19 protein-coding genes and 1 pseudogene are annotated in these 21,653 nt (G+C 75.1%); 12 read left to right on the top strand and 8 right to left on the bottom strand.

What is annotated here, in order from left to right; translation table 11 throughout:
- Together VR45_RS10470 and VR45_RS10465 are read left to right on the top strand one after the other, a co-directional pair.
- The coding region (locus VR45_RS10470; RefSeq protein ID WP_353612676.1) for a (2Fe-2S)-binding protein at nt 1–1,103 on the top strand (1,103 nt) is incomplete at its 5' end.
- Between the two features lie 224 nt (nt 1,104–1,327).
- Nucleotides 1,328–2,395 carry a DUF2637 domain-containing protein gene (locus VR45_RS10465; RefSeq protein WP_045939408.1) on the top strand — a complete coding sequence of 356 codons (1,068 nt, stop codon included), beginning with the start codon at nt 1,328–1,330 and terminating at the stop codon, nt 2,393–2,395.
- Nucleotides 2,396–2,545: 150 nt separating this feature from the next.
- On the opposite strand, the gene VR45_RS10460 is transcribed toward VR45_RS10465, so the two are convergent.
- Both VR45_RS10460 and VR45_RS10455 read right to left on the bottom strand, forming a co-directional pair.
- Nucleotides 2,546–4,795, bottom strand: coding sequence for a SpoIIE family protein phosphatase (locus tag VR45_RS10460; RefSeq protein WP_052708985.1), 2,250 nt, complete (start codon nt 4,793–4,795; stop codon nt 2,546–2,548).
- Between the two features lie 282 nt (nt 4,796–5,077).
- On the bottom strand, nt 5,078–5,521 hold the full coding sequence (locus VR45_RS10455; protein ID WP_234325919.1) for an ATP-binding protein: 444 nt from the start codon (nt 5,519–5,521) through the stop codon (nt 5,078–5,080).
- A 535-nt stretch (nt 5,522–6,056) separates the two neighbouring features.
- On the opposite strand from VR45_RS10455, the gene ureA reads away from it, so the two are divergent.
- The 3 genes from ureA to VR45_RS10440 all read left to right on the top strand — a co-directional run bounded on the left by ureA (nt 6,057) and on the right by VR45_RS10440 (nt 9,575).
- Nucleotides 6,057–6,767: an urease subunit gamma gene (ureA, locus tag VR45_RS10450; RefSeq protein WP_045939407.1), complete on the top strand. Its 711-nt coding sequence runs from the start codon at nt 6,057–6,059 to the stop codon at nt 6,765–6,767.
- A complete protein-coding gene (locus tag VR45_RS10445) occupies nt 6,764–8,467 on the top strand; it encodes an urease subunit alpha (protein WP_045939406.1) in 1,704 nt (567 codons plus the stop codon). Before ureA ends, VR45_RS10445 begins: the two co-directional genes overlap by 4 nt.
- A gap of 64 nt (nt 8,468–8,531) precedes the next feature.
- On the top strand, nt 8,532–9,575 hold the full coding sequence (locus VR45_RS10440) for an agmatine deiminase family protein (RefSeq protein WP_045939405.1): 1,044 nt from the start codon (nt 8,532–8,534) through the stop codon (nt 9,573–9,575).
- A gap of 20 nt (nt 9,576–9,595) precedes the next feature.
- On the opposite strand, the gene VR45_RS10435 is transcribed toward VR45_RS10440, so the two are convergent.
- Nucleotides 9,596–9,820, bottom strand: coding sequence for a hypothetical protein (locus VR45_RS10435; RefSeq protein ID WP_045939404.1), 225 nt, complete (start codon nt 9,818–9,820; stop codon nt 9,596–9,598).
- Between the two features lie 145 nt (nt 9,821–9,965).
- Here VR45_RS10435 and VR45_RS10430 point away from each other — a divergent pair, with 145 nt between their 5' ends.
- Nucleotides 9,966–10,574 carry a TetR/AcrR family transcriptional regulator gene (locus VR45_RS10430; RefSeq protein WP_045939403.1) on the top strand — a complete coding sequence of 203 codons (609 nt, stop codon included), beginning with the start codon at nt 9,966–9,968 and terminating at the stop codon, nt 10,572–10,574.
- Between the two features lie 33 nt (nt 10,575–10,607).
- Here VR45_RS10430 and VR45_RS10425 read toward each other — a convergent pair whose 3' ends face one another.
- Nucleotides 10,608–12,242, bottom strand: a complete 1,635-nt coding sequence (locus VR45_RS10425; protein WP_052708984.1) for a protein phosphatase 2C domain-containing protein — start codon at nt 12,240–12,242, stop codon at nt 10,608–10,610.
- 305 nt (nt 12,243–12,547) lie between these two features.
- Between VR45_RS10425 and VR45_RS10420 the strand changes: the two genes are divergently transcribed.
- The 3 genes from VR45_RS10420 to VR45_RS10410 all read left to right on the top strand — a co-directional run bounded on the left by VR45_RS10420 (nt 12,548) and on the right by VR45_RS10410 (nt 14,630).
- A complete protein-coding gene (locus VR45_RS10420) occupies nt 12,548–13,096 on the top strand; it encodes a hypothetical protein (protein ID WP_159394167.1) in 549 nt (182 codons plus the stop codon).
- Nucleotides 13,097–13,230: 134 nt separating this feature from the next.
- Nucleotides 13,231–13,911 (top strand): DUF3105 domain-containing protein, encoded by a 681-nt coding sequence (locus VR45_RS10415; RefSeq protein ID WP_045939401.1) that lies wholly within the window; start codon nt 13,231–13,233, stop codon nt 13,909–13,911.
- Nucleotides 13,908–14,630 carry a DUF305 domain-containing protein gene (locus tag VR45_RS10410; RefSeq protein ID WP_078896395.1) on the top strand — a complete coding sequence of 241 codons (723 nt, stop codon included), beginning with the start codon at nt 13,908–13,910 and terminating at the stop codon, nt 14,628–14,630. The genes VR45_RS10415 and VR45_RS10410 overlap by 4 nt, the downstream gene beginning before the upstream one ends.
- Before the next feature lie 128 nt (nt 14,631–14,758).
- On the opposite strand, the gene VR45_RS10405 is transcribed toward VR45_RS10410, so the two are convergent.
- Nucleotides 14,759–16,261 (bottom strand): MFS transporter, encoded by a 1,503-nt coding sequence (locus VR45_RS10405; RefSeq protein WP_045939400.1) that lies wholly within the window; start codon nt 16,259–16,261, stop codon nt 14,759–14,761.
- Between the two features lie 142 nt (nt 16,262–16,403).
- Here VR45_RS10405 and VR45_RS10400 point away from each other — a divergent pair, with 142 nt between their 5' ends.
- A complete protein-coding gene (locus VR45_RS10400; protein WP_078896394.1) occupies nt 16,404–16,919 on the top strand; it encodes a MarR family transcriptional regulator in 516 nt (171 codons plus the stop codon).
- A gap of 89 nt (nt 16,920–17,008) precedes the next feature.
- A complete protein-coding gene (locus VR45_RS10395) occupies nt 17,009–17,554 on the top strand; it encodes a GNAT family N-acetyltransferase (protein WP_045939399.1) in 546 nt (181 codons plus the stop codon).
- A 44-nt stretch (nt 17,555–17,598) separates the two neighbouring features.
- Here the strand turns inward: VR45_RS10395 and VR45_RS10390 are convergent, their stop codons facing one another.
- Together VR45_RS10390 and VR45_RS10385 are read right to left on the bottom strand one after the other, a co-directional pair.
- Nucleotides 17,599–18,111 carry a methylated-DNA--[protein]-cysteine S-methyltransferase gene (locus tag VR45_RS10390; RefSeq protein ID WP_045939398.1) on the bottom strand — a complete coding sequence of 171 codons (513 nt, stop codon included), beginning with the start codon at nt 18,109–18,111 and terminating at the stop codon, nt 17,599–17,601.
- Nucleotides 18,108–19,665, bottom strand: a pseudogene (locus VR45_RS10385) (Ada metal-binding domain-containing protein). Before VR45_RS10385 ends, VR45_RS10390 begins: the two are co-directional and overlap by 4 nt.
- A 225-nt stretch (nt 19,666–19,890) precedes the next feature.
- Between VR45_RS10385 and VR45_RS10380 the strand changes: the two are divergent.
- Nucleotides 19,891–20,298, top strand: a complete 408-nt coding sequence (locus VR45_RS10380) for an ASCH domain-containing protein (protein ID WP_045939414.1) — start codon at nt 19,891–19,893, stop codon at nt 20,296–20,298.
- Nucleotides 20,299–20,380: 82 nt separating this feature from the next.
- On the opposite strand, the gene rsgA is transcribed toward VR45_RS10380, so the two are convergent.
- Complete coding sequence (gene rsgA / locus VR45_RS10375; protein WP_045939413.1) at nt 20,381–21,445, bottom strand: ribosome small subunit-dependent GTPase A; 1,065 nt, start codon at nt 21,443–21,445, stop codon at nt 20,381–20,383.
- Nucleotides 21,446–21,653: the final 208 nt, after the last annotated feature.

The raw sequence follows: 21,653 nt of genomic DNA, 5'->3' as shown, positions 1-21,653 counted from the left end.
GCGCCACGGCGCGCCCGCCACACCGGGCGCGCCGGCGGCGGGCGGGCCCCGGCCCGGGCGCGGACCGGGCGGTCCGGCGCGGCCCGGTCGACCCGATGGGGCCCACCATGAGCGCGCACAGCACCCGGCCCACCCCCGTGGCGACGGCCGTCGGACGGACCGGTCCCGGCACCGGACCCGCCGGCCCGGCCACTGCCCGCAGCACCGCCACCCATGGCACCGCCACCACCCACGGCACCGCTGCCGCCGACCCGACCGCGTACCGGCGGCTCGGCCAAGTGCTCCCCGCCCTCCGGGTGCGCTGCGCCCCGCCCCGCAGCGGCCGGGGCTGGCTCGCGGGGGCCGACCTGGTGGCCCGGCCGGCGGCGCTGCGCGAGCTGATCTCGCACGACGCCCGACAGGGCCTGGCCCGCTACGGGCAGCCGCTGCGCCCCGACGTGGCGGCGGGCATCGGGCTGCACCGGTTCGTCTGGCCGGTCGCGCTGCTGTTCACCCTGCCCTGGTTCCTGGAGCGCCGGGTGCCGCTGCTCGCGCCCGGCGACATCGCGGTCCGCCGCCGCACCGGTGAACTGACGGTCCGCCCGGGCGCCTTCCTCTGCCTGCCGGACGATCCGGCGGCCCCCGGCGCAGCCGTCCTCCCCACCGCCGTCCCGCCAGTGCCCCCGCCGGGCGCCCGCCCGGTGCCCGACGAGGCGGCCCTGGCCGCCGGGCTCCGCTCGGCGCTGGCGGACTTCCTCACCCCGGTGCTGGACGCCTTCCGCCCCGAGGTGCGGCGCGGTCCGCGCACCCTGTGGGCGATGGCCACCGACGCGGTGGTCGAGGGCCTCTGGTACGCCGGGGGTCTGCTCGGCGAGGAGGAGCGCGCCCGGACGGAGCTCGCCGCACTGTTCGCGCCCGGCGCGGCCGGGGCGTCCGGGCCGCCGGATCCCCGGGCCGCCCGCCCGGCGCCGGAGTGCGCGCCCTTCACGCCGGGCGCCGGCTTCACCGGCCCCGCGTCCGGCGGTACCGAACGCTCCGACCGGTGCCGGGCCAGTTGCTGCCTCGTCTACACCGCCCGGGCCGAGGCAATGTGCGCCGGCTGTCCCCGCGTCACGCGGGGTTGACGGAGGTTGACGACGGTGCGGGGCCCCGCCGGGCCACAACCCCCGGAAATGCGGGAATTCCCCATCGATATCTATATGACAATGCGACTTATCCCTCGCCAGAAATCCCTCTCGTCAGCGCATTGACAGCGAATCAGCCATTCTCCGGCCGAGCATCCGTCATGATGGTCCCCGCCATCACGACGCAGGAATTGCGACGCAGGAAAGCGAGGCTGGTCCAGGCGATGAAATTGTCCGACATACCGCTCGGTTGGGCCGTCACCGGCGTTGCCGCGCTGCTGGTCAGCGCGCTCCTGGTGGCCCTGGCCCGGAGCCGGGGATCCGGCGGCGGGACCGCCGCCGATTCCTGGGAGCGATCCGAGGAACGGCGCCGCCGCAAGGAGTCCCTGTACGGCGGGGCCTCGTACACCCTGCTGTTCTGCTGCGCGGCCGTCGCGGCCGCACTCTCCTTCCACGGTCTGGTCGGGTTCGGGGTGCAGAACCTCAACCTGTCCGGCGGCTGGGAGTACCTGGTGCCGTTCGGCCTGGACGGGGCGGCGATGTTCTGCTCCGTGCTCGCCGTGCGCGAGGCCAGCCACGGCGACGCCGCACTCGGCTCCCGGCTGCTGGTCTGGCTGTTCGCCGGAGCCTCGGCCTGGTTCAACTGGGTGCACGCCCCGCGCGGTTTCGGCCATGCCGGCGCGCCGCAGTTCTTCGCGGGGATGTCGCTCTCGGCCGCCGTGCTGTTCGACCGGGCCCTCAAGCAGACCCGCCGGGCCGCGCTGCGCGAACAGGGCCTGGTCCCCCGTCCGTTGCCGCAGATCCGGATCGTCCGCTGGCTGCGCGCCCCCCGCGAGACCTACGCGGCCTGGTCGCTGATGCTGCTGGAGGGCGTGCGGAGCCTGGAGGAGGCGGTCGACGAGGTCCGCGAGGACAAGCGCGAGAACGCCAGGGAGAAGGAGCGCCGCAAACTCGCGGGGCGCCGCGAGCGGGCCGAGATCAGGGCCATCAACCGCACCCACAGCGTCTGGCGCCCGCGCGGCGGCGGGTCCGGGTCGTCCTCACGGCAGTTGGAGCCCGGCCCGGAGTCCGCCATAGCGGGCGGCCCGGGCGGCCCCGGCAGCGCCGACCGGCCCGCGGTCGAGGCGTCGGGACGGGCCGAGGCCGTGGAGGGAGCGGTCGCACAGGCGGGCCTGCCGGCCCGTCCCGAACGGCGCACCATCGACCTCACGCCCGACGACGACACCGTGGCACTGCCCCGGCTGGACTCGCTGGAGCGCAAGCTGAAGGACCTCGAGCAGCAGTTCGGCTGAGGCCGAGGCCCGCACCGAGGCCGACACCGAAGCCGACGCTGAGGCCGCCGCAGGGCCCCCGGGCAGTACTCCCCGGGGGCCGCGCTCCCCGACGCCACACCCCGGACGTCGCACCCCGGGCGTCGCACCCCGGGCGCCACTCCCCCGACGTCACTCCGCCGGCGTCACCGTGAGCTCGAACCACATCCGCTTGCCCGACCCCCGGGGCTCCACGCCCCAGCCGTCGGCCAGCGCCTCGACCAGCATCAGCCCGCGCCCGGAGGAGGCCTGCTCCCCCGGCGTGCGGCGGGTCGGCCAGAGGTCCGACTCGTCCTCCACCTCGACCCGCAGCCGGGCCCGGCCGCCGTCCGCGGCCGGCTCCCGGTAGAGCCGGGCGGTGAACATCGCGTCCCGGTCGGTGTGCCGGATCGCATTGGTGACCAGTTCGGAGGAGAGCAGCTCGGCGGTGTCGATCAGGTCGGCGACCCCCCAGCGGCGCAGCGCGTCCCGCAGCTCCGCCCGGACCTCCGCGATCCGGGCCAGGTCGGCCTGCCCGATCCGGCGGCGCAGCTGCTGGGCGGCCAGGCCGCCCTCGGGGCCGTCCCAGCGCAGCAGCAGCAGCGCTATGTCGTCCTCGCGCTCGCTGGAGTCGGCGGCCTGCGAGGCGATCCGGTCGGCCAGCTCCTCCAGCGGGTCGCGGCCGGTCCGGGTGGCGTCCGCGAGCGGCTCGGCAAGCACCGAGGTCAGCCGCGCGATGCCCTCGTCGAGGTCCATGTCGCGCGCCTCGACCAGGCCGTCGGTACAGAGCAGCACCGTCTCGCCCGGGTCCAGGCTGAACCGGGTGACCCGGTACTCCTCGTCGGGGGCGATGCCGAGCGGGAGCCCGCCGGCCACCGGGACGCTGCTCGCGGTGCCGTCGGCGCGCCGCACCACCGGGTCGAGGTGGCCGGCCCGGACCGCGTACACGACGCCGTAGTCGACGTTCACCTCGGCATAGGTGCAGGTGGCGAAGTGGTCGGTGTCCAGGTCGGCGAGGAAGCGGGAGGCCCGGGCCATCACGGCGGCGGGCGGGTGGCCCTCGGCGGCGTAGGCGCGCAGGGCGATCCGCAGCTGGCCCATGATCCCGGCGGCGTGCACGTCGTGGCCCTGGACGTCGCCGATCACCAGGCCGACGTGCCCGCCGGGCAGCGGCACCACGTCGTACCAGTCGCCGCCGATCTGGAGCCCGGAGCCGGCCGCGAGGTAGCGGACGGCGGTGGTGACCCCGGGCACGGAGGGCACGGTGCGCGGCAGCATGACCCGCTGCAGGCCGGCCGCCAGCTCGTGCTCGGCGTCGTGCAGCCGGGCCCTGGCCAGGGACTGGGCGACCAGGCCGCCGAGGGTGGAGAGCAGGGTGCGCTCGTCGGCGTCCAGCTGGCGGTCGTCGTCGAAGCTGACCACGCAGACGCCGATCGCCCGGCCGCTGGCGACCAGCGGCAGGAACGCCCAGGAGCTGCGGCTGGTGCGGCGGGCCTGCTCCCAGACGTCCGGGTAGCGCTCGCGGTACTCCTCGCGGCTGGCGCAGAACACCGGGGCGCGGCCCCGCAGCGCCTCGGCGGCGGGGTGGCTCGGCGGCAGCACCGAGCGGTCGTAGCCGGCCAGCTCCTCGGGCCGGTAGCCGGAGGCGCCGATGATCTGCACCCGGCCGGCCTCGAAGGAGGCCAGGACGAGGCCGTCCGGCGGCAGGCCGGGCAGCGGCAGCTCGGTGAAGACCCGGGCCACGTCGCGCACGGTGACCGCCTCCGAGAGCGCCCGGGCGGCCTCCTTGATGAAGCGGGAGCGCTCCTCGCGCAGCAGGGCGAGCCGGTCGGCGCGGTCGCGCTTGTGCAGCTCGACGGTGGCGTCCCAGACGAAGCCGACCATCCGGGAGGCCCGGCCGAAGGCGTCCGCGAGCACCCGGCCGCGGAAGCGGACGGCGCGCGTGGTGCCGTGCGGGCCGACCGTCCGGTAGTAGGCGCCGCACTGGCCGAGCTCGGCGACGGCGCGCTCGACCCGGCGGCGGACCACCGGGGCGTCCTCGGGGTGCAGCAGGGCCAGGAAGGAGGCGGAGCTGCGGTCGAAGCGGCCCTTCTCGGCGGAGTCCAGGCCGACGATGGTGCAGGCCCGCTGGTCACCCTCGAGGATGTCGCGGCGGATGTCCCAGTCGAAGGAGCCGATGCCGTTGGCCGCCATCGCCGGCTCCAGCCAGTCCGGCGTGGAGTCGCCCGGGGAGATCGGCAGGCCGCCGGAGAGCATCGGCGCGAGCCGGCCGGCGGCGAGGCCGGGGGCGGTGCGCAGCGCGTGCCGCCGGGCCGCCTGTGCGGGGGGCCTGGCCCGTCCGGAGCCGGTCGTGGGCGGACCGGACGGGAGGGCCGGCCCCGGTGACTCGGGCTCTGTGGGCATGCTGCTCCTGCCGCTGCCGTGGCGGACCGCGCCGACCGTCCGGACGGGCCGCGTGGCGGTGTGATGGGTGGTGCTCGACGGTCGCGCGCCGACGGGCGGTCATCGGTCGAGACGGTAGGAGTTTCCCGCCGCTTCTCGCTCGTGGGCACACATTCCCACCATCCTGGCCAATGTTCGGCCGAGCGGCAATGGCAACGGGCCGGAAATCTTGCCGCTCACCTTCACTTACGGGCATCGTTCGGTCGCGAACAGTGCTCGTGCGACAAACGGTGGGCCCGGAAGTCAGAGTTCAGCGGTGGCGAGTTCGAACCAGGTGACCTTGCCGTCGCCGCGCAGTTGCACGCCCCAGGAGTCGGCGAGTGCCTCGACCAGCATCAGCCCCCGGCCGGAGGTCGCGTACTCCGCTTCCGGGTCGCGCCGGCGGCCGGGAAGTCCGGCCTCGCCGTCCTGGACCTCGATCCGCAGCCGCTGGTCGCCGGTGAGCACCGCGTCGAAGACCGCGCCCCGGCCGGTGTGCTGCAGCGCGTTGGTGACCAGCTCGGAGGTGAGCAGCTCGGCCGTGTCGGCCAGCTCGGGCACGCCCCAGTGGCCGAGCGCGGCGCGCAGCCGGTGGCGGACCGCGCCGACGGCGACCAGGTCGGCGGCCTCCAGCGCCAGGTGGAGCCGGCGGTTCAGCGCGCACCCCGGCGCCGGTACGCCCGGCCGGGCGACGCCCGCCGCGCCCACGGCGCCCGATGTGGCCGCCGGAGCGCCCTGGCCGGTTCCGGTGATCCGGAAGGCGCCCCCCGAACTCGTCCGCTGCCGCGGGAATCGCGACTGACCGTCCATCACCCCTGCCCCCACCCTCGCTCCGGGCCTCCGATCCGGGCCCCCGCCGGTCGGTCGACCCCTTTGGTACTGACCAATCATCGTCATGCCCACCTTTCGGCATTTGGAACAGTGCGCGGGCGATCACCTGGGGTGAAAGGGGCACGAGGCGGTTCGCGTGATCCAGCCGCCCCCGCCGGACAGGTTTGCGAAGCGTACGGGCGGCTTCCGGACCCGAACGGGTTCCGGGAGCCGGCGCGAGCCCCGTCCCGGGCGGGTTCCTGGGGCCGGAGCGAGCCCCGCCCCCGGGGGCGACCGGACGCGCCCCGTGTGCCGAACGGCGCGCGAGCGGCAAGGCTGGACAGGGCGGACGGCTCCGGGTTCAATGGCCGGAGGTGTTTGAACGCCGTTCTAAAAGCCCTCACCCTCTCCTGGCGACCGCGAGCGAGGAACCGTGCGACTGACCCCCACCGAGCGGGACCGGCTGCTGATCTTCACAGCAGCCGAGCTGGCCCGCGCCCGCCGCGCCCGAGGCGTGCGGCTCAACATCCCCGAGGCGACCGCGCTCATCGCCGACGCCGTCTGCGAGGCCGCCCGCGACGGCCGGCGCCTCGCCGAGGCCGTCGAGGCGGGCCGCTCCGTGCTCACCGCCGCCGACGTGCTGCCCGGCGTGCCCGACGTGGTCACCGTGGTCCAGGTCGAGGCGGTCTTCGACGACGGCACCCGCCTGGCCGTGGTCGACGACCCGTTCCGCGGCGCCGGCTCGCTCGGCGAGGACGCCCCCGGCGGCGCCCTGCCCGGCGACGGCGCCGGCTACGACCCGGTCGAGGAGACCGTCGTCCTCCCCGTCCACAACACCTCCGGCGTCCCGATCTCCGTCACCTCGCACTTCCACTTCTTCGAGGCCAACCCCCGGCTGGCCTTCGACCGCGCCGCCGCCTACGGCACCCACCTCGCGGTCCCGGCCGGCTCCTCGGTGCGCTTCGACCCGGGCAGCACCGTCGAGGTCGGCCTGGTCCCGATCGGCGGCGCACGGGTCGCGATCGGCTTCGCCGGCCTGGTCGACGGCCCGCTCGACGCCCCCGGCGCCAAGGAGTCCGCCCTCGCCAAGGCCCGCGCCACCGGCTACCTCACCGGCTTCGACGACGCGGAGGTGGAGTCATGACGTCCATCACCCCGCACGACTACATCTCCGTCCACGGCCCGCGCGCCGGGGACCGGATCCGGCTCGGCGACTCCGGTCTTGTCGTCCGGGTCGAGTCGGACTCCCAGCGGCCGGGCGACGAGTTCCTGGCCGGATTCGGCAAGACCGCCCGCGACGGCCTGCACCTCATGCCCGCCGCCGTCCGCGACACCTGTGACGTGGTGATCAGCAATGTGCTGGTGATCGACGCCGTCCAGGGCATCCGCAAGACCTCGATCGGCCTCGTCGGCGGCCGGATCGCCTCGATCGGCCGGGCCGGGAACCCCGACACCCTGGACGGCGTGGACGTGGTGGTCGGCACCGGCACCACGATCGTCTCCGGCGAGGGCCTGATCGCCACCGCCGGTGCCGTCGACACCCATGTCCACCTGCTCTCGCCGCGGATCATGGAGGCCTCGCTCGCCTCCGGCGTCACCACGATCATCGGCCAGGAGTTCGGCCCGGTCTGGGGCGTCGGCGTCAACTCGCCCTGGGCGCTGCGGCACGCCTTCAACGCCTTCGACGCCTGGCCGGTCAACATCGGCTTCCTCGGCCGCGGCTCCTCCTCCGACGAGGCCCCGCTGGTCGAGGCCCTCGTCGAGGGCGGCGCGTCCGGCTTCAAGGTGCACGAGGACATGGGCGCGCACACCCGCGCCCTGGACACCGCGCTGCGGGTGGCCGAGGAGTACGACGTCCAGGTCGCCCTGCACACCGACGGCCTCAACGAGTGCCTGTCCGTCGAGGACACCCTCAGGGTGCTCGACGGCCGGACCGTCCATGCCTTCCACATCGAGGGCTGCGGCGGCGGCCATGTGCCCAATGTGCTGAAGATGGCGGGCGTGCCGAACGTCATCGGCTCCTCCACCAACCCCACCCTGCCCTTCGGCCGGGACGCCCTGGGCGAGCACTTCGGCATGATCGTCTCCGCCCACGACCTCAAGACCGACCTGCCCGGCGACGCCGCGATGGCCCGCGACCGGATCCGCGCCGGCACCATGGGCGCCGAGGACGTGCTGCACGACCTGGGCGTCATCGGCATCACCTCCTCCGACGCCCAGGGCATGGGCCGGGCCGGCGAGACCGTGCGCCGCACCTTCGCCCTGGCCGGGAAGATGAAGGCCGAACTCGGCCCGATGGAGGGCGACGGACCCGACGACGACAACCAGCGGGTGCTGCGCTACATCGCCAAGCTGACCATCAACCCGGCCGTCGCCCACGGCCTCGCGCACGAGGTCGGCTCGATCGAGACCGGCAAGCTCGCCGACATCGTGCTGTGGCGCCCCGACCACTTCGGCGCCAAGCCGCAGCTGGTCCTCAAGGCCGGCTTCCCCGCCTACGGCGTGGTCGGCGACCCCAACGCTTCCACCGACCGCTGCGAACCCCTCGTCCTGGGACCGCAGTTCGGCGCCCACGGCGCCACCGCCGCCGACCTCTCGGTCGCCTTCGTGGCCCGGGCGGCCGCCGACGGCGCCTACCTCGACCGCGCCGCCGACGGCCTGCCCACCCGGCGCCGCCGTGTCGGCGTCCGCAACACCCGCGGCATCGGCCCGCGCGACATGGTGCGCAACGCCCGCACCGGGCAGGTCGAGGTCACGGAGACCGGCCTGGTCTCGCTCGACGGCGACCCGCTGCGCTCCGAACCGGCCGACAGCGTCTCGCTCAGCCGCCTCTACTTCCTCTGACCCGAACCTCCTCCGACCGCACTTTCCACGCCCTCACCCACCCGTTCCACCGAAGGACCTCGCGATGACCACCCCCGCCCCCGCCTCGCTCGGCTACCGGATGCCCGCCGAGTGGCACCCGCACGACCGGACCTGGATGGCCTTCCCCACCACCAACCCGACCTTCGACACCCCGGAGAACCTGCACACCGGGCGCGAGGCCTGGGCCGCGGTCGCCAACACGATCGTCCGGTACGAGCCGGTCACCCTGGTGGTCAACACCGGTGAGACCGAGGAGGCCCGCAAGTACGTCTCCGAGCAGGTCGAGATCGTCGAGCGCCCGCTGGACGACGCCTGGATGCGCGACATCGGCCCGTCCTTCCTGATCGACGGCAAGGGCGGCCTGGCCGCCACCGACTGGATCTTCAACGGCTGGGGCGCCCAGGGCTGGGCCCGCTGGGACAAGGACCAGCACATCGCCGAGCACATCACCGGGCTGACCGGCGTCCGCCGCTTCGCCTCCCGGCTGATCAACGAGGGCGGCGGCATCCACGTCGACGGCGAGGGCACCGTGCTCGTCACCGACACCGTCCAGCTCGGCGAGGGCCGGAACTCCGACTGGACCCGCGAGGAGGTCGAGGCCGAGCTGCACGCCTTCCTCGGCACCACCAAGGCGATCTGGCTGCCGCGCGGACTCACCCGCGACTACGACGAGTTCGGCACCCGCGGCCACATCGACATCGTCGCCTCCTTCGTCCGCCCCGGCGTCGTCGTCGCCCACGTCCAGCCGGACCCGGCCCACCCCGACCACGCGGTGTGCCGGGAACTGGTGGCGATCCTCCGGGCCTCCACCGACGCCCAGGGCCGCCCGCTGGAGGTCCTCGAACTCCCCGCCCCCACCGTCCTGCTGGACGAGGACGGCGAGCCGGTCGACTACTCCTACATCAACCACTACGTCGCCAACGGCGCCGTGGTGCTGTGCGCCTTCGACGACCCGCGCGACCAGGAGGCCGCCGCGATCCTCGCCGAGGCCTACCCCGGCCGCACGGTCGAACTGGTCGACGCCCGCGAGATCTTCGCCAACGGCGGCGGCATCCACTGCATCACCCAGCAGCAGCCGAAGGCCTGATCCGGCCGGGCGCCGGGGTGCTACCGGTGGTACCTCCCCAGGTCGTCGGTGGTGAGTCCATGGGTGCTGTGCATCGCGATCGAGCTGCAGGAGGAGCGGAGGGCCCGTAGCCGGGCCAGCCGCTCCTGCTCGGCCAGCAGCCCGTCGAGGTTCTCGGTCGGGCCGCTGCGGCGCCGGTGCAGGAACACCGCCAGACCGGCCACCAGGGCGGCGAAGCCGGCGAACAGGAGGATCAGTGCGACCATCGGGCCACCTCCTCGGATCGGGTACGTCCCGATCGGTAGGTACCCGGAGGAGTGGGAGGTCGAACCGGCCGACCTCCCGCTCCGTGGCCCGCCGGGCACGGTCGGTATCGTGAATCCCCTACCGACCCCCGGAGGAACAGCACCGATGGCCGACGCCCGCCCGCGCCGACCGGCCCGCCCGCGCGAGGAGGTCTTCGCCACCGCCCGCGCCGCGATCGCCGAGCACGGGCTGGCCGGGCTCACCATGGCCGGCCTCGGCAAGAAGCTCCAGATGAGTGCCGGCCACCTGCTCTACTACTTCGGCAGCAAGGACCAGCTGCTGCTGGAGACCCTTCGTTGGAGCGAGGAACAACTCGGCGCCCGCCGCCACGACCTGCTCACCGACACCACCATGGACGCCTGGCAGCGGCTCGCCGGGTACGCCGGGCTCTACCTGCCCGAGGGCCCCGGGGACCCGCGCTGGATCCTCTGGGTCGAGGTGTGGGGCCGCTCCCCCGCCAGCGAGGAACTGCGGCAGGGCCAGCTGGAGATCGAGGCCCCCTGGCAGGCCGACCTGGTCGCCCTGATCGAGGACGGCACCGCCGCCGGCCGCTTCGGCCCCGGCGACGCCACTGAACGCGCCAGCCAGATCCGCGCCCTGCTCGACGGCCTCGCCGTCCCGATCGCCCTCGGCCTCACCGGTGCCCGCCGAACCCGTGCGCTCTACCTCGCCGAGTCCGCCTGCGGCACCCTGCTGGCCGCCGCACCTGCCTGAGCGGGCCCGGGGCGCCCCCGCGACCGGGCCCGGCTACTCCGTCCAGATCGCGGCGGCGGTCCGGTCGTCGGTGTAGCCCTTGGCGCGGACCTGGACCTGGCGGAGGAAGTCCACGGTGCCCGGCGGGTGCGGGTGCGCCCAGTGCGAGGCCAGGAAGTGCGCGACGGCGGGCTCGTCCGCGACCGGGCGGGCCAGTCCCGGGGTGCAGAGCAGCAGAATGTCTCCCGGGGTCGCCGGGACCATCCGGAAGCGGAACGGGCGCGGGCCCGGCACCGGGGACTCCGGCACCGGCGGCTGGCCGTCGGGGTGGTGCAGCAGCCGGGCCGCGTACGCGTCGATCCAGTGGCCGGAGCGCAGCAGGTACAGCCCGCCCGGGCCGACCCCGAACGCCGCCCGGTACCCGGCCTCCGGGTCCAGCGAGGCCAGCAGGCAGTGCAGCGAGGCGGGGGACGGCTCGTCCTCCCCGTCCGCCGCCCGGTTCGCCGCGCCGTCCGCCGCGCCGTCCGCCGCACCGACCGGGGCCAGTGCGCGGAGCGGGGCGACGGCGCTGAGCGCGAGCCGCTGGAGGCCGTAGCGGAGGCGGTCGCGGGCGCCGTCACGGAGGTCCGCGGCGAGGCCCTCGCGGCTGCGGCCGACCGCGCCCGCGAGCTGGCGGCAGGCCTCGGCGCTCGCGGTGGCGACCAGTTCGGCGGCCGGGCCGGAGTGGTCGAACCCGCCGAGCACCGCGAGCAGCAGCCCGTCCGCGCCCTCGCCGAACCGGGTGACCAGCAGCGAGTCCCGCCGGGGCTCGCCCCGGTAGCGGGCGGAGTCGCCGCGCACGGAGGCCGCCCGCAGGGTGGTGGCGGCGTACTGGGCCCCTTCCAGCACGGTGTCGGCGACGATGCCGCCCAGCGCACCGGGGTCGGCCTCGGGGACGGCGGTCGGCTCGGGGCCGTACGTGGGCGGGCGTTCGCCGACGTGCGGCACGGGCGGCGCGGAACCGGCCCGTCCGGGGCGGGGGTCCGGCCGCGGGGCGGGCGGCTCGGGTGCGGACTCGGGTGCGGGTGCGGGTGCGGGTGCGGGTTCAGAGGCTTCGGGCTCGGGCTGGGGCTCGGGCTGGGGCTCGGGCGCAGCAACCGCTTCGGCTGCCGGCTCCGGCTCCGGCTCCGGCTCCGAAACTTGCTCCGGCTCCGAGGCGGTCACGGAATCGGGCTTGGCCCGGGGCTCGGGCACCCGGGGAGCCGGTTCGGCGGCCGCGTCCACGGCCTCCGGCAGCTCGGCCGAGGCGGCCGGCCCCGCGTCCGCCCAGGCGGGAGCGGGGAAGCGGCGGGTGTCGTCGGCGCCCGGAGCCTCGTCCGCCGGGCGCTGCGGAGCGATCACGCCGACGGCGGTGTCGAACCAGTCGTCGATGCTGTCCCGTTCCAGCACCTCCTGGTCCGCCCGCACCGCCTCGGGCTCCCCGGACTCCGTGGGCCCCCCGGGCTCCGCAGGCCCCGCGGGCCCCCCGTCCGCGCCCCGCTGCTGCCCGATGAGTCCCGCCGCCGTCTCGAACCAGTCGTCGACACTGCCCTCCCCCGGTCCGGCGTCCGGGGTGTCGGGGAGGGTGCCGGCCGGGCCCGCGTAGACCGTGTCCCACCAGCCGTCGCCCGGCCGGAGCTGCTGCTGCGCGGGTGCACCCTGTTCGGTCATCTGGCGGCTCCTGATCGCTGCTGCTCGTTGCTCGTTGCTCGCTGCTTCGTGCGCCGCCCCCGGGCGGGCCGGGCTCGACGTCATTGTCCCCAAGTGCAACGACGCTGTCCGGGTTTCGGCGACAACCACGCACACATCGGCCGATACCGATCACCGGGTTCGACGCCCGTTTCGCTTCCGTTCCTCCCGCAGTCGACCGAACCGCCCGGACCAGGGTGTTTCCGGGGTATTCAGGCGGCTCCGCGCCCGAAAATGAGAACCGGGGAGGGGGCTCGCTTCACTCGTTCGGCTGATTAAATGTGCGCATGACCGCGTCGGCCCCCAGCACACCCCGGCCGGGGAGGGCCGCTCTCGCGGTCCGCCCGGTGGGCGTGCTGTGGATCCTGCTGCTGGTCGGGCTGCTGACGGCGCTCCCGTGCGCGGCACACGCCAAGGCGGCCACGGCCGAACGGTCCGGCTTCCCGGTGACCGTCCCGGCCGACCCCCCGGTGGGCCCGCCGACCGGACTCGTCGCCGTTCCCCGGGCCGACGCACCCCCGCACATCCTCGGTACCGCCGCCACCGGTCCGGCCACCGCACCGCAGACCCTCGGCGACCGCCTCCGCGCGGAGAGCCACCGGCACTGGACCTGGTGCTCGGTCGACGGCGACCCGCCGCACCGCAACAGCGGCTGCTCCAGCCACCCGTACTGCGCCCAGGACGCCCAGCTCCCCAACCCGCCGCCGCACCAGCAACCCGCCGCGGCACCCCGGCCGGAGACCGCCGAGGTGCTGCCCCGGGTGTTGCCCGCCGGACTGCTGGTCGGGCCGCACCCCGTGCCCGACCTGCACAAACTCCAAGTACACCGGTCCTGAGCGGAACCCGCCGCCGGCCCCGGCCCTCCCCCGCCGCCCAACACGCGCCGGGCGGGCGGGACCGACGGATCCGCCCCCTCCCACCACTTCTTCAGACCGCCGTGCCCGATGCGCGGTGGGGACAAGGACACTTCATGGGTTCCGCCTCCAAGCAGTCGAACAAGGCTCAGGGCAACAAGCCGAGCGCCAAGCAGACGAGCAACGACCGCCGCGCCCGGATCGCCGAGCTGCGCGCCGCCGAGCAGCGCCGCGACCGCCGCAACAAGATCCTCGCGAGCTCGGTCGCCGGTGTCCTGGTGATCGCCGCGATAGCCACCGGCACCTGGATCGTGGTCGACGCCAACAAGGACAAGAAGGACAAGGCCGCCGCTGCCGCCGCCCCGATCGACGGCGTCCAGACCTTCGGCGACCTGAGCCGCAACCACGTCAAGGAGAAGGTCACCTACCCGCAGACCCCGCCGGTCGGCGGTGACCACAACGCGGTCTGGCTGGACTGCATGGGCACCGTCTACGACCAGCCGGTCGAGAACGAGCGGGCCGTCCACTCGCTGGAGCACGGCGCGGTCTGGGTGACCTACAACAGCAAGGCCACCCCCGACGACATCAAGGCCCTCTCCGACAAGGTGAAGGCCACCCCGTACTCGCTGATGAGCCCGTACCCGGACGAGAAGGGCACCATCACCCTGAACGCCTGGTCGACCCAGCTGGTCGTGGACAGCGCCAGTGACCCCCGGGTGAGCCAGTTCTTCACCAAGTACGTCCAGGGCAAGCAGACCCAGGAGCCGGGCGCCTCCTGCTCGATGGGGCAGATGTGACCGCCGCCGAAGCGGGCGAGCACGAGGACGCCGTCCCGGAGGACGCCCCGGCGCCCTCGCGGCGACGGGTCTGGTGGCCGGCCGCGCTGGCCGCCGCGCTCGCCCTCGCGCTCGGGGTGCCGGCCCTGGTGGCAGGCGGGACCTCGGCCTCCGGCACCTCCTCCTCGCTCAGCGTGCCGGCGGACGACTCCCCGGAGGCCGGGTTCGCCCGCGACATGGCGACCCACCACCAGCAGGCGGTGGACCTGTCGTTCATCGTCCGGGACCGGACCACGGACGAGCCCACCCGCACGCTGGCCTTCGACATCATCAACACCCAGGCCAACCAGCGCGGCATGATGATGGGCTGGCTCGACCAGTGGGGGCTCACCCAGCACTCCCCGGCCAAGCCGATGGCCTGGATGGCGATGGGCGGGCACGGGCACGGCGCCGACTACCAGGCGCACGACGGTTCGCTGATGCCCGGCATGGCCACCACCACCCAGCTCGCCAAGCTCCGCTCGCTGAGCGGGCGGGAGGCCGAGGTGTTCTACCTGCAGCTGATGCTGGAGCACCACAAGGGCGGGGTGGAGATGGCCCAGGGCTATGTCGACATGGCGCACAACGAGTCGGAGAAGCGGCTCGCGCAGTCGATGGTGATCGGCCAGACCTCGGAGATCGGCCTGATCACCGACATGCTCAAGGATCGCGGCGCCGCCCCGGGCGTGCCCGCCTCCTGAGCCGCCCCGGCGGTAGGGCACGACCGAACGACCCGCACCACGGCACAGCACGGCCGGGGCGGTGGACGGAACTCCCGTCCACCGCCTTGGCCGTTGCCGTGTCCGTACCCGCGCCCCCGGACCGCCGCTCAGCGCCGCCGCACCGGCCGGGCGAGCGCGACGGCGAGGCCCGCGACGACGGCGAGCACCAGCAGGACCGCCCGCCCGCCCACCGCCGGACCGGCCAGGTGGACGCCGAGCACCGGCAGCGCGGTGCCGAGCGCCGTGCCGAGGCTGCGGGCCGTGTTGACCATGCCGCCGCCGACCGCCGAGCACTCCGCCGGGATCGCCCGCATCACCAGCGCGTTGTTCGCCGGCAGCAGCAGACCGAGACCGCTGCCGACCACCAGCAACGGGCCCGCCAGCAGCACCGCGGGCACGCCCAGGGCGGGCAGCAGCGCGCAGCCGAGCAGTCCGGCCCCGGCGAGGGCCGCACCGCAGCGGCAGCGGGCGACGTCGGACCAGCCGCGCGGCAGCAGCCCGCCGCCGACCGTCGCGGCCACCGCGAACGCGGCCGGGAGCACGGTGATCACCAGGCCGGAGCGCGCGGTCGGGAGTCCCGCCTCGGCGAGCAGCACCGGGCCGAGAACCAGCGGGCAGAACAGCAGCAGGTAGCCGATCAGCGCGACCGCGAGGCCGGGTCGGACGCCGGGGGTGTTGACCAGGCCGGGAGCGAGGATCGGCCGGGTGGCCCGGCGCTCCTGGCGGACCAGGGCGAGCGCGCACAGGACGGCGGCGGCCAGCAGGGCGACGACCGCCCAGGCGGGCAGCGGCAGACCGGAGGCGGCGGAGAGGGCGAGCAGCAGCGCGGTGGTGGAGCCGCCGAGCAGCAGCAGGCCGGCCAGGTCGAAGCGCCCGCCGTCCGGCTCGGGGCCGACGACGGGACCGACGGCGGGACCGAGGGCGGGACCGAGGGCGGGCCCGGCGGCGACGCGCGGACGCGGAAGCGCCGGTGCCTCCTCGACCCGGGTGCGGGGCAGCAGGAACCACCCGGCCACGATGCCCACCACGGCGACCGGCACATTGATCCAGAACACCCAGCGCCAGGAGGCGTGCGCCACCAGCAGCCCGCCGAGGCTGGGGCCCAGCGCCAGGCCGAGGCCCTGCGCGGCGGCCTGCACCCCGAGCGCCCGGCGCATCGCGTGCCCGGGGACGCCGCGCGCGACCAGGGCGACACTGTTGGCCTGCATCATCGCGCCGCCGACGGCCTGGACCGCGCGGCAGGCGACCAGGGTGCCGAGGCCGCCGGCGAACCCGGCCCCCAGCGAGGCCAGGCCGAAGACGGCGAACCCGCCCAGGTACACGGTCTTGCGGCCGACCAGGTCGGAGAGCCGGCCGATCGGCGCGAGCAGCGCGACCAGGACCAGCAGATACGCGAGGGCGACCCATTCGACGGCCGCGAACCCGGCATCGAACCGGCGCTGGAGCGCCGGGTAGACGAGCGCGGTGACGCTGGCCGTCAGCTGGCCGAGGAACGCCCCCAGGCAGACGGTCCCGACGGCGAGCCAGTGGGCGTACCGGCGGCCGGCTATGCCGCGCGGTCGGGGGCGCTCGGCGAGCAGCCGGGCGGTGAGCGTTGACGCGGCGTTCATACTGAGAAATATATCGGATGCAGACATGTTCGTTCGACGATCTGTTCTGGGTGCGACCGGTCCGTTACCGGGCGGGACCGGTCGCCCCCGACCGGTCCTAGGCCGTCAAAAGGCACCGGTACCAGGCGCTACGCTGTCGGCCATGCCGTCGTCACCATCCGTTCCCGAATCCACCACAGGCCCGCAGGACATCGAGCCGCAGGACACGGAGCCGACGACGATCGAACGCGCCCGCCGGCTCACCGACACGGTCACCCGGCTCCGCCGCGCCCTGCGCAGCAGCATCCGGACCGACTACCCGTGGGAGTCCCTGCCGATGGCGCAGGTCGAGCTCCTCCAGACGCTCGCCGCCGCCCCGCTGCGGGTCGGCGAACTGGCCGCCCGGCAGCGGCTCGCCCCGAACACCGTGAGCGGACTGGTCGGCAAGCTGCTGGAGTCCGGCTTCGTCGACCGCCAGGCCGACCCCGGGGACCGCCGCACCGCCCGGATCGCGCTCACTCCGGCCGGCCGCCGACAGCTCGACGACTGGCAGCGCGCCCACGAGCGCCGGATCGCCGGCGCCCTCGACACCCTCTCCACCGCCGACCGCGACGCCGTGATGCACGCGCTGCCCGCCCTGGAGAACCTCGCCCGCGCCCTCGCCGAGCCCCCGGCCTGAGCTGCCGGCCCCGAGCACCGGGCCTGAGCACCGGGCCTGAGCTGCGAAAACCGCTACCGTCCGGCCACCGGAGCCACTATCGTCCGGCCATGGACGCCCCCGCGCTGCGACTCGAACCCTGGACCGACGCCGACCTCGCCCTGCTGCGGCTGATCAACACCCCGGAGATGCGCCGGCACGTCGGCGGTCCGGAGAGCGAGGAGCGGATGCTCGTCCGCCACCGCCGCTACCTCGACTTCGTCCCCGCCGGGATCGGCTGCATGTACCGCGTGGTGCTGGAGACCGAGGACGGGCCCGACGGGGTGTCCCGGGCGGTGGACGTCGGCAGTGTCGGCTACGCCGAGCGCGCGTGGCAGGGCGGCACCGTCTACGAGATGGGCTGGAACGTGCTCGCGCCCTACCGGGGCCGGGGCATCGCCGCCGCCGCGGCGCGGGCCGCCGTCGGGGCCGCCGCCCGCACCGCGCGCCACCGCCACCTGCACGCCTTCCCTTCAGTGGACCACCCCGCCTCCAACGCCGTCTGCCGCAAGGCCGGCTTCACCCTCGTCGGCGAGACCGACTTCGAGTTCCCGCCCGGCCGCTGGATGCGCAGCAACGACTGGCGGGTGGACCTGGGCGCGCCCAGGGACGCCTGACCTGCGCCCGACGGGCACCGGGCACCGGGCACCGGGCACCGGGCTCAGAAGAGGCTGGTGCCGCCCTCCAGGTCGAGCAGCCAGCGCTTGCGGTCGACCCCGGCGGCGAAGCCGGTGAGGGCGCCGTTGGCACCGACGACGCGGTGGCAGGGGCGGACGATCAGCAACGGGTTGGCGCCGACCGCGCCACCGACCGCGCGGACGGCGCGCGGGGACTCGCCGGCCAGGTCGGCGAGCTGCCCGTAGGTGACGGTCTCCCCGTACGGGATCCGGTCGAGCGCCGCCCAGACCCGCCTGCGGAAGTCGGTGCCGACCGGGGCGAACGGCAGGTCGAAGGTGGTGCGCCGGCCCGCGAAGTACTCGGTGAGCTGGGTGGCCGGTGCCGCGAGCGCGTCCGGGTCGTAGACCCAGTCGTCGGCCGGCTCGGCGAGCGCGTACTTCTGGCCGGGGGCGGTGACGGTGGCGAGCCCGGCCGGCCCGCCGTCCTCCGGCAGGACGCCGCTCAGCATCAGCCGGCCGAAGGGGCTCTCCATGAAGGTGAAGACGGTGGTGCTCATGCGGGGGTGTTCTCCGTTCGGGTGCTGAGGTCGTCGGCCGGGGCCGCCCAGAGGCGGTGCACGGCATAGGAGCGCCAGGGGGCCCAGGCGCCGGCCGCGAGGGCGGCGGACTTCGGGTCCCCCGGGGCGCCGAGCCGGAGCAGTCCGTGCTTGACGCCGATGTCGCTCGGGAGGAAGACGTCGGGGTCGGCGAGCGCGCGCATCCGCAGGTAGCCGACGGTCCACGGGCCGATGCCGGGCAGGGCGAGCAGCTGGGCGGCCGCCTCCTCCCGGTCGACGCCGCCGTCGAGCCGGACGGCGCCCTCGGCGAGGGCGGCGCACAGGCCGGTGAGCGCGCGGCGCCGGGCGGCCGGCATCGCGAAGTCCTCCGGGTCGGCGGTGGCCAGGGCGGCGGCGGTGGGGAAGAGCAGCCGCAGTCCGCCGCTGGGTTCGGGCAGCTCGGTGCCGTACTTCTCGGCCAGCCGGCCGGCCAGGGTGCGGGCCGCGCCGACGGTGACCTGCTGGCCGAGGACGGCGCGCACGGCCAGTTCGTGCGGGTCGACATGGCCGGGCGAGCGCAGCCCGGGGCGGGCCCGGACGCGGGTCGGTGCCGAGCTGCTCGTCGACCGCGACCGGGTCGGCGTCCAGGTCGAACAGGACCCGCAGGCGCTGGACGGCGGTCGGCAGGTCGCGCAGGTCGGTGAGGAACAGCCGGCAGTCGAGCCACCCCCGGGTGGCCGGCCGGTCGGTGCCCAGGCCGTCCACCTCGGCGATGCCGGTGCCGTACGGGAGCGCGAGGGTGCGGCGGTAGGTCCGCACGCCGGGGCCCGGGCCGGGCACGACCTCCTCCACGCCGGGGACGGCCCGCAGGGCGAGGAAGTCGATCAGGTGGTCACTGTCCAGGGCGCCCCGGTAGGCGAGCCGCAGGGCGAGGCCGCCGGCCGGGGTCGCGCCGCGCCGGCCGGCCGCGACCTCGGCGCGCAGCCCGCTCGGGGTGCGGTCGTAGATCTCGCGCACGGTGTCGTTGAACTGCCGGACGGAGGCGAAGCCGGCCGCGAACGCGATCTCGGTGACCGGCAGCCCGGTGGTCTGGAGCAGCAGCCGGGCGGTCTGGGCGCGGCGGGCGCGGGCCAGCGCGATCGGGCCGGCGCCGAGTTCGGCGGTGAGCTGGCGCTGGAGCTGGCGGGAGCTGTAGCCGAGGCGGTCGGCCAGCCCGGCCACGCCCTCGCGGTCCACCACTCCGTCGCCGATCAGCCGCATGGCCCGGCCGACCAGGTCGGCGCGGTGGTTCCACTCCGGCGAGCCGGGGACGGAGTCGGGGCGGCAGCGGCGGCAGGCCCGGAAGCCGGCGTGCTGGGCGGCGGCGGCGCTGGGGTAGAAGGTGCAGTTGACGCGCTTCGGGGTCACGGCCGGGCAGCTCGGCCGGCAGTAGATGCCGGTCGAGGTGACGGCCGTGAAGAAGACGCCGTCGAAGCGGGCGTCCCGGCTGTCCACCGCGCGGTACCGGATGTCGTCGTCGATCACGCTGTCCAGTCTGCGGCACCGGAGGGGCCTCGACCGGCGGGAATCGGACATGGGCGTCGGCCGCACCGCCGGGCACCCGGGCAGGCGGAAAACCAGGAGCCCGCGCCCGCTCCGGCCGGATAGCCTGCCCAGCGGTCCGCCCGGGCGGTGCTCCGGCGTGCCCCGACCCGACCGACGGCCCCGGCATGCCCCGACCCACCCGCCGTACCCCGACCGACAGGAGATCCCGTGTCCGAGCAGCCCTACTCCGGCCCGGACGACCCCCGGGTCGCCGCCCTGCGCGTCGAGCAGTTCGCCTTCCCCGGCCCGCTGCGGGACCGACTGGTCGGCGCCGTGCTGTCCGGGGCCAAGACCAGCACCACCGGTCTGGTCACCCAGTACGAGGCCGAGGACGAGCCGGTGCCGCTGGTCGGGACCAGGGGCGCCGTGGTGGACTCGGCCGGACGGATCGTCGCGGTGACCGAGATCTCCGAGGTCCGGATCGTCCGGCTCGACGAGGTCGACCTGCAGCACGCCCTCGACGAGGGCGAGGGCTACACGACGGTCGCCGAGTGGCGGGCCGGGCACGAGCGGTTCTGGCACAGCGACGAGCTGCGCGCGGTGCTCGGCGACCCGGACTTCACCGTGGAGGACGACACCCGGGTGATCCTGGAGCGGTTCCGGCTGGTCGCCGACTTCCGCTGAACGGCCATCGGCCGCCCGCCCCGGCCCGCCACCGGTAGCGGTAGCGGGCCGGACGGGCAGCCGGACGGGCAGCGGCCCGGTGTCAGCGCTTCACCGGGCCTCCCGTGGCGCGCATCGACTTGGTGATGGTCTTCCACTTCTTCAACCGCTCGGAGGCGAGCCGGGCGTCCGAGCGGGAGGCGATCCACTCGTTCTCCCGCTGGAGCTTGAGATAGCTGTCCATCCGGCGCTCGGGCAGCGAGCCGTCCTCCAGCGCGGCCCGCACCGCGCAGCCGGGCTCGCCGGCGTGGTGGCAGTCGTGGAAGCGGCACCCCTCGGCCAGCTCCTCGATGTCGGCGAAGGCGAGTGCCACGCCCTCGCCGCCGTAGAGGCCGACCTCGCGCAGGCCGGGGGTGTCGATCAGCACCCCGCCGCCGGGCAGCAGGACAAGCTCACGGGTGGTCGTGGTGTGCCGGCCCTTCTGGTCGCCCGCCCGGGCGGCCTGGACGGTCATCACATCGACGCCGGCGAGCACATTGGTGAGGGTGGACTTGCCGACGCCGGACTGGCCGAGCACGGCGGTGGTGCCGGGCGTGCAGGCGCGCAGCACGTCGATCCCCTCGCCCGTCTCGGCGCTGACCACCAGGACGGTGACGCCGGGCGCGGCGGCCTCGACGTCGGAGCGGATGAAGTCGGCGTCGTCGACCAGGTCGGCCTTGGTGAGCACGACCAGCGGCTCGGCACCGGACTCCCAGGCGAGGGCGAGGAAGCGCTCGATCCGGCCGAGGTCGGGCTCGGCGGCGAGCGAGGCGGCGATCACCACGGTGTCGACGTTGGCCGCCAGCACCTGGCCGTCGGAGCGCTTGCCCGCGACCTTGCGGATGATCGCGGTGGAGCGCGGCAGCAGGGCCGCGACCGCGGGCATGGGCAGCCCGGGCGAGAGGTCGACGGCGACCCAGTCCCCGGTGCACGGGCAGTTGATCATGTCGGCGTCGCCGACCTGCCGGGTGTCGGCCCGGACGGTGCGGAGTTCGCCCGTCCCGGGGTCGACGAGGACGGCGTCGCACCGGCCCCGGTCGATCCGGACGATCCGGGCCGGGACCAGCCCGGCCTCGGCCAGCGGCGCGAACAGCTCGTCGAGCGCGGTGGTCCAGCCGTAGCCGGCCAGCGACCCGGCGGCCTCGGCAGGCTCGGAACCGTCGCCGTCGACGAAGGCGGTGGAGCGGAAGGAAGAAGAGGAGGACGGAACGGAGGCAGCGTTGAACAACGCAGTGGGCCCTTCGGGAGGAAAGTGATCCCGCCGGGCTGCTGCGGCTGCGTGCGCGAAGGGCTACGTCAGCCGGCGGCCGGCAGGGAGAGGTGAATGCGGTCGCTGC

Source organism: Streptomyces sp. NRRL S-495 (assembly GCF_000966955.1).
Lineage (GTDB): Bacteria > Actinomycetota > Actinomycetes > Streptomycetales > Streptomycetaceae > Kitasatospora > Kitasatospora purpeofusca.
The sequence above is the reverse complement of the archived record's forward strand: the minus strand, read 5'-3'. Positions and strand labels throughout refer to the sequence as shown.

What these genes read in the sequence shown, in the direction of transcription:
- VR45_RS10435 (WP_045939404.1), bottom strand. Translation starts at nt 9,820, where the DNA reads ATGGTCGCACTGATCCTCCTGTTCGCCGGCTTCGCCGCCCTGGTGGCC.
- VR45_RS10390 (WP_045939398.1), bottom strand. Translation starts at nt 18,111, where the DNA reads ATGAGCACCACCGTCTTCACCTTCATGGAGAGCCCCTTCGGCCGGCTG.
- VR45_RS10460 (WP_052708985.1), bottom strand. Translation starts at nt 4,795, where the DNA reads ATGCCCACAGAGCCCGAGTCACCGGGGCCGGCCCTCCCGTCCGGTCCG.
- VR45_RS10415 (WP_045939401.1), top strand. Translation starts at nt 13,231, where the DNA reads ATGGGTTCCGCCTCCAAGCAGTCGAACAAGGCTCAGGGCAACAAGCCG.
- VR45_RS10445 (WP_045939406.1), top strand. Translation starts at nt 6,764, where the DNA reads ATGACGTCCATCACCCCGCACGACTACATCTCCGTCCACGGCCCGCGC.
- VR45_RS10420 (WP_159394167.1), top strand. Translation starts at nt 12,548, where the DNA reads ATGACCGCGTCGGCCCCCAGCACACCCCGGCCGGGGAGGGCCGCTCTC.
- VR45_RS10430 (WP_045939403.1), top strand. Translation starts at nt 9,966, where the DNA reads ATGGCCGACGCCCGCCCGCGCCGACCGGCCCGCCCGCGCGAGGAGGTC.
- VR45_RS10465 (WP_045939408.1), top strand. Translation starts at nt 1,328, where the DNA reads ATGAAATTGTCCGACATACCGCTCGGTTGGGCCGTCACCGGCGTTGCC.
- VR45_RS10425 (WP_052708984.1), bottom strand. Translation starts at nt 12,242, where the DNA reads ATGACCGAACAGGGTGCACCCGCGCAGCAGCAGCTCCGGCCGGGCGAC.
- VR45_RS10395 (WP_045939399.1), top strand. Translation starts at nt 17,009, where the DNA reads ATGGACGCCCCCGCGCTGCGACTCGAACCCTGGACCGACGCCGACCTC.
- VR45_RS10440 (WP_045939405.1), top strand. Translation starts at nt 8,532, where the DNA reads ATGACCACCCCCGCCCCCGCCTCGCTCGGCTACCGGATGCCCGCCGAG.
- VR45_RS10405 (WP_045939400.1), bottom strand. Translation starts at nt 16,261, where the DNA reads ATGAACGCCGCGTCAACGCTCACCGCCCGGCTGCTCGCCGAGCGCCCC.
- VR45_RS10400 (WP_078896394.1), top strand. Translation starts at nt 16,404, where the DNA reads ATGCCGTCGTCACCATCCGTTCCCGAATCCACCACAGGCCCGCAGGAC.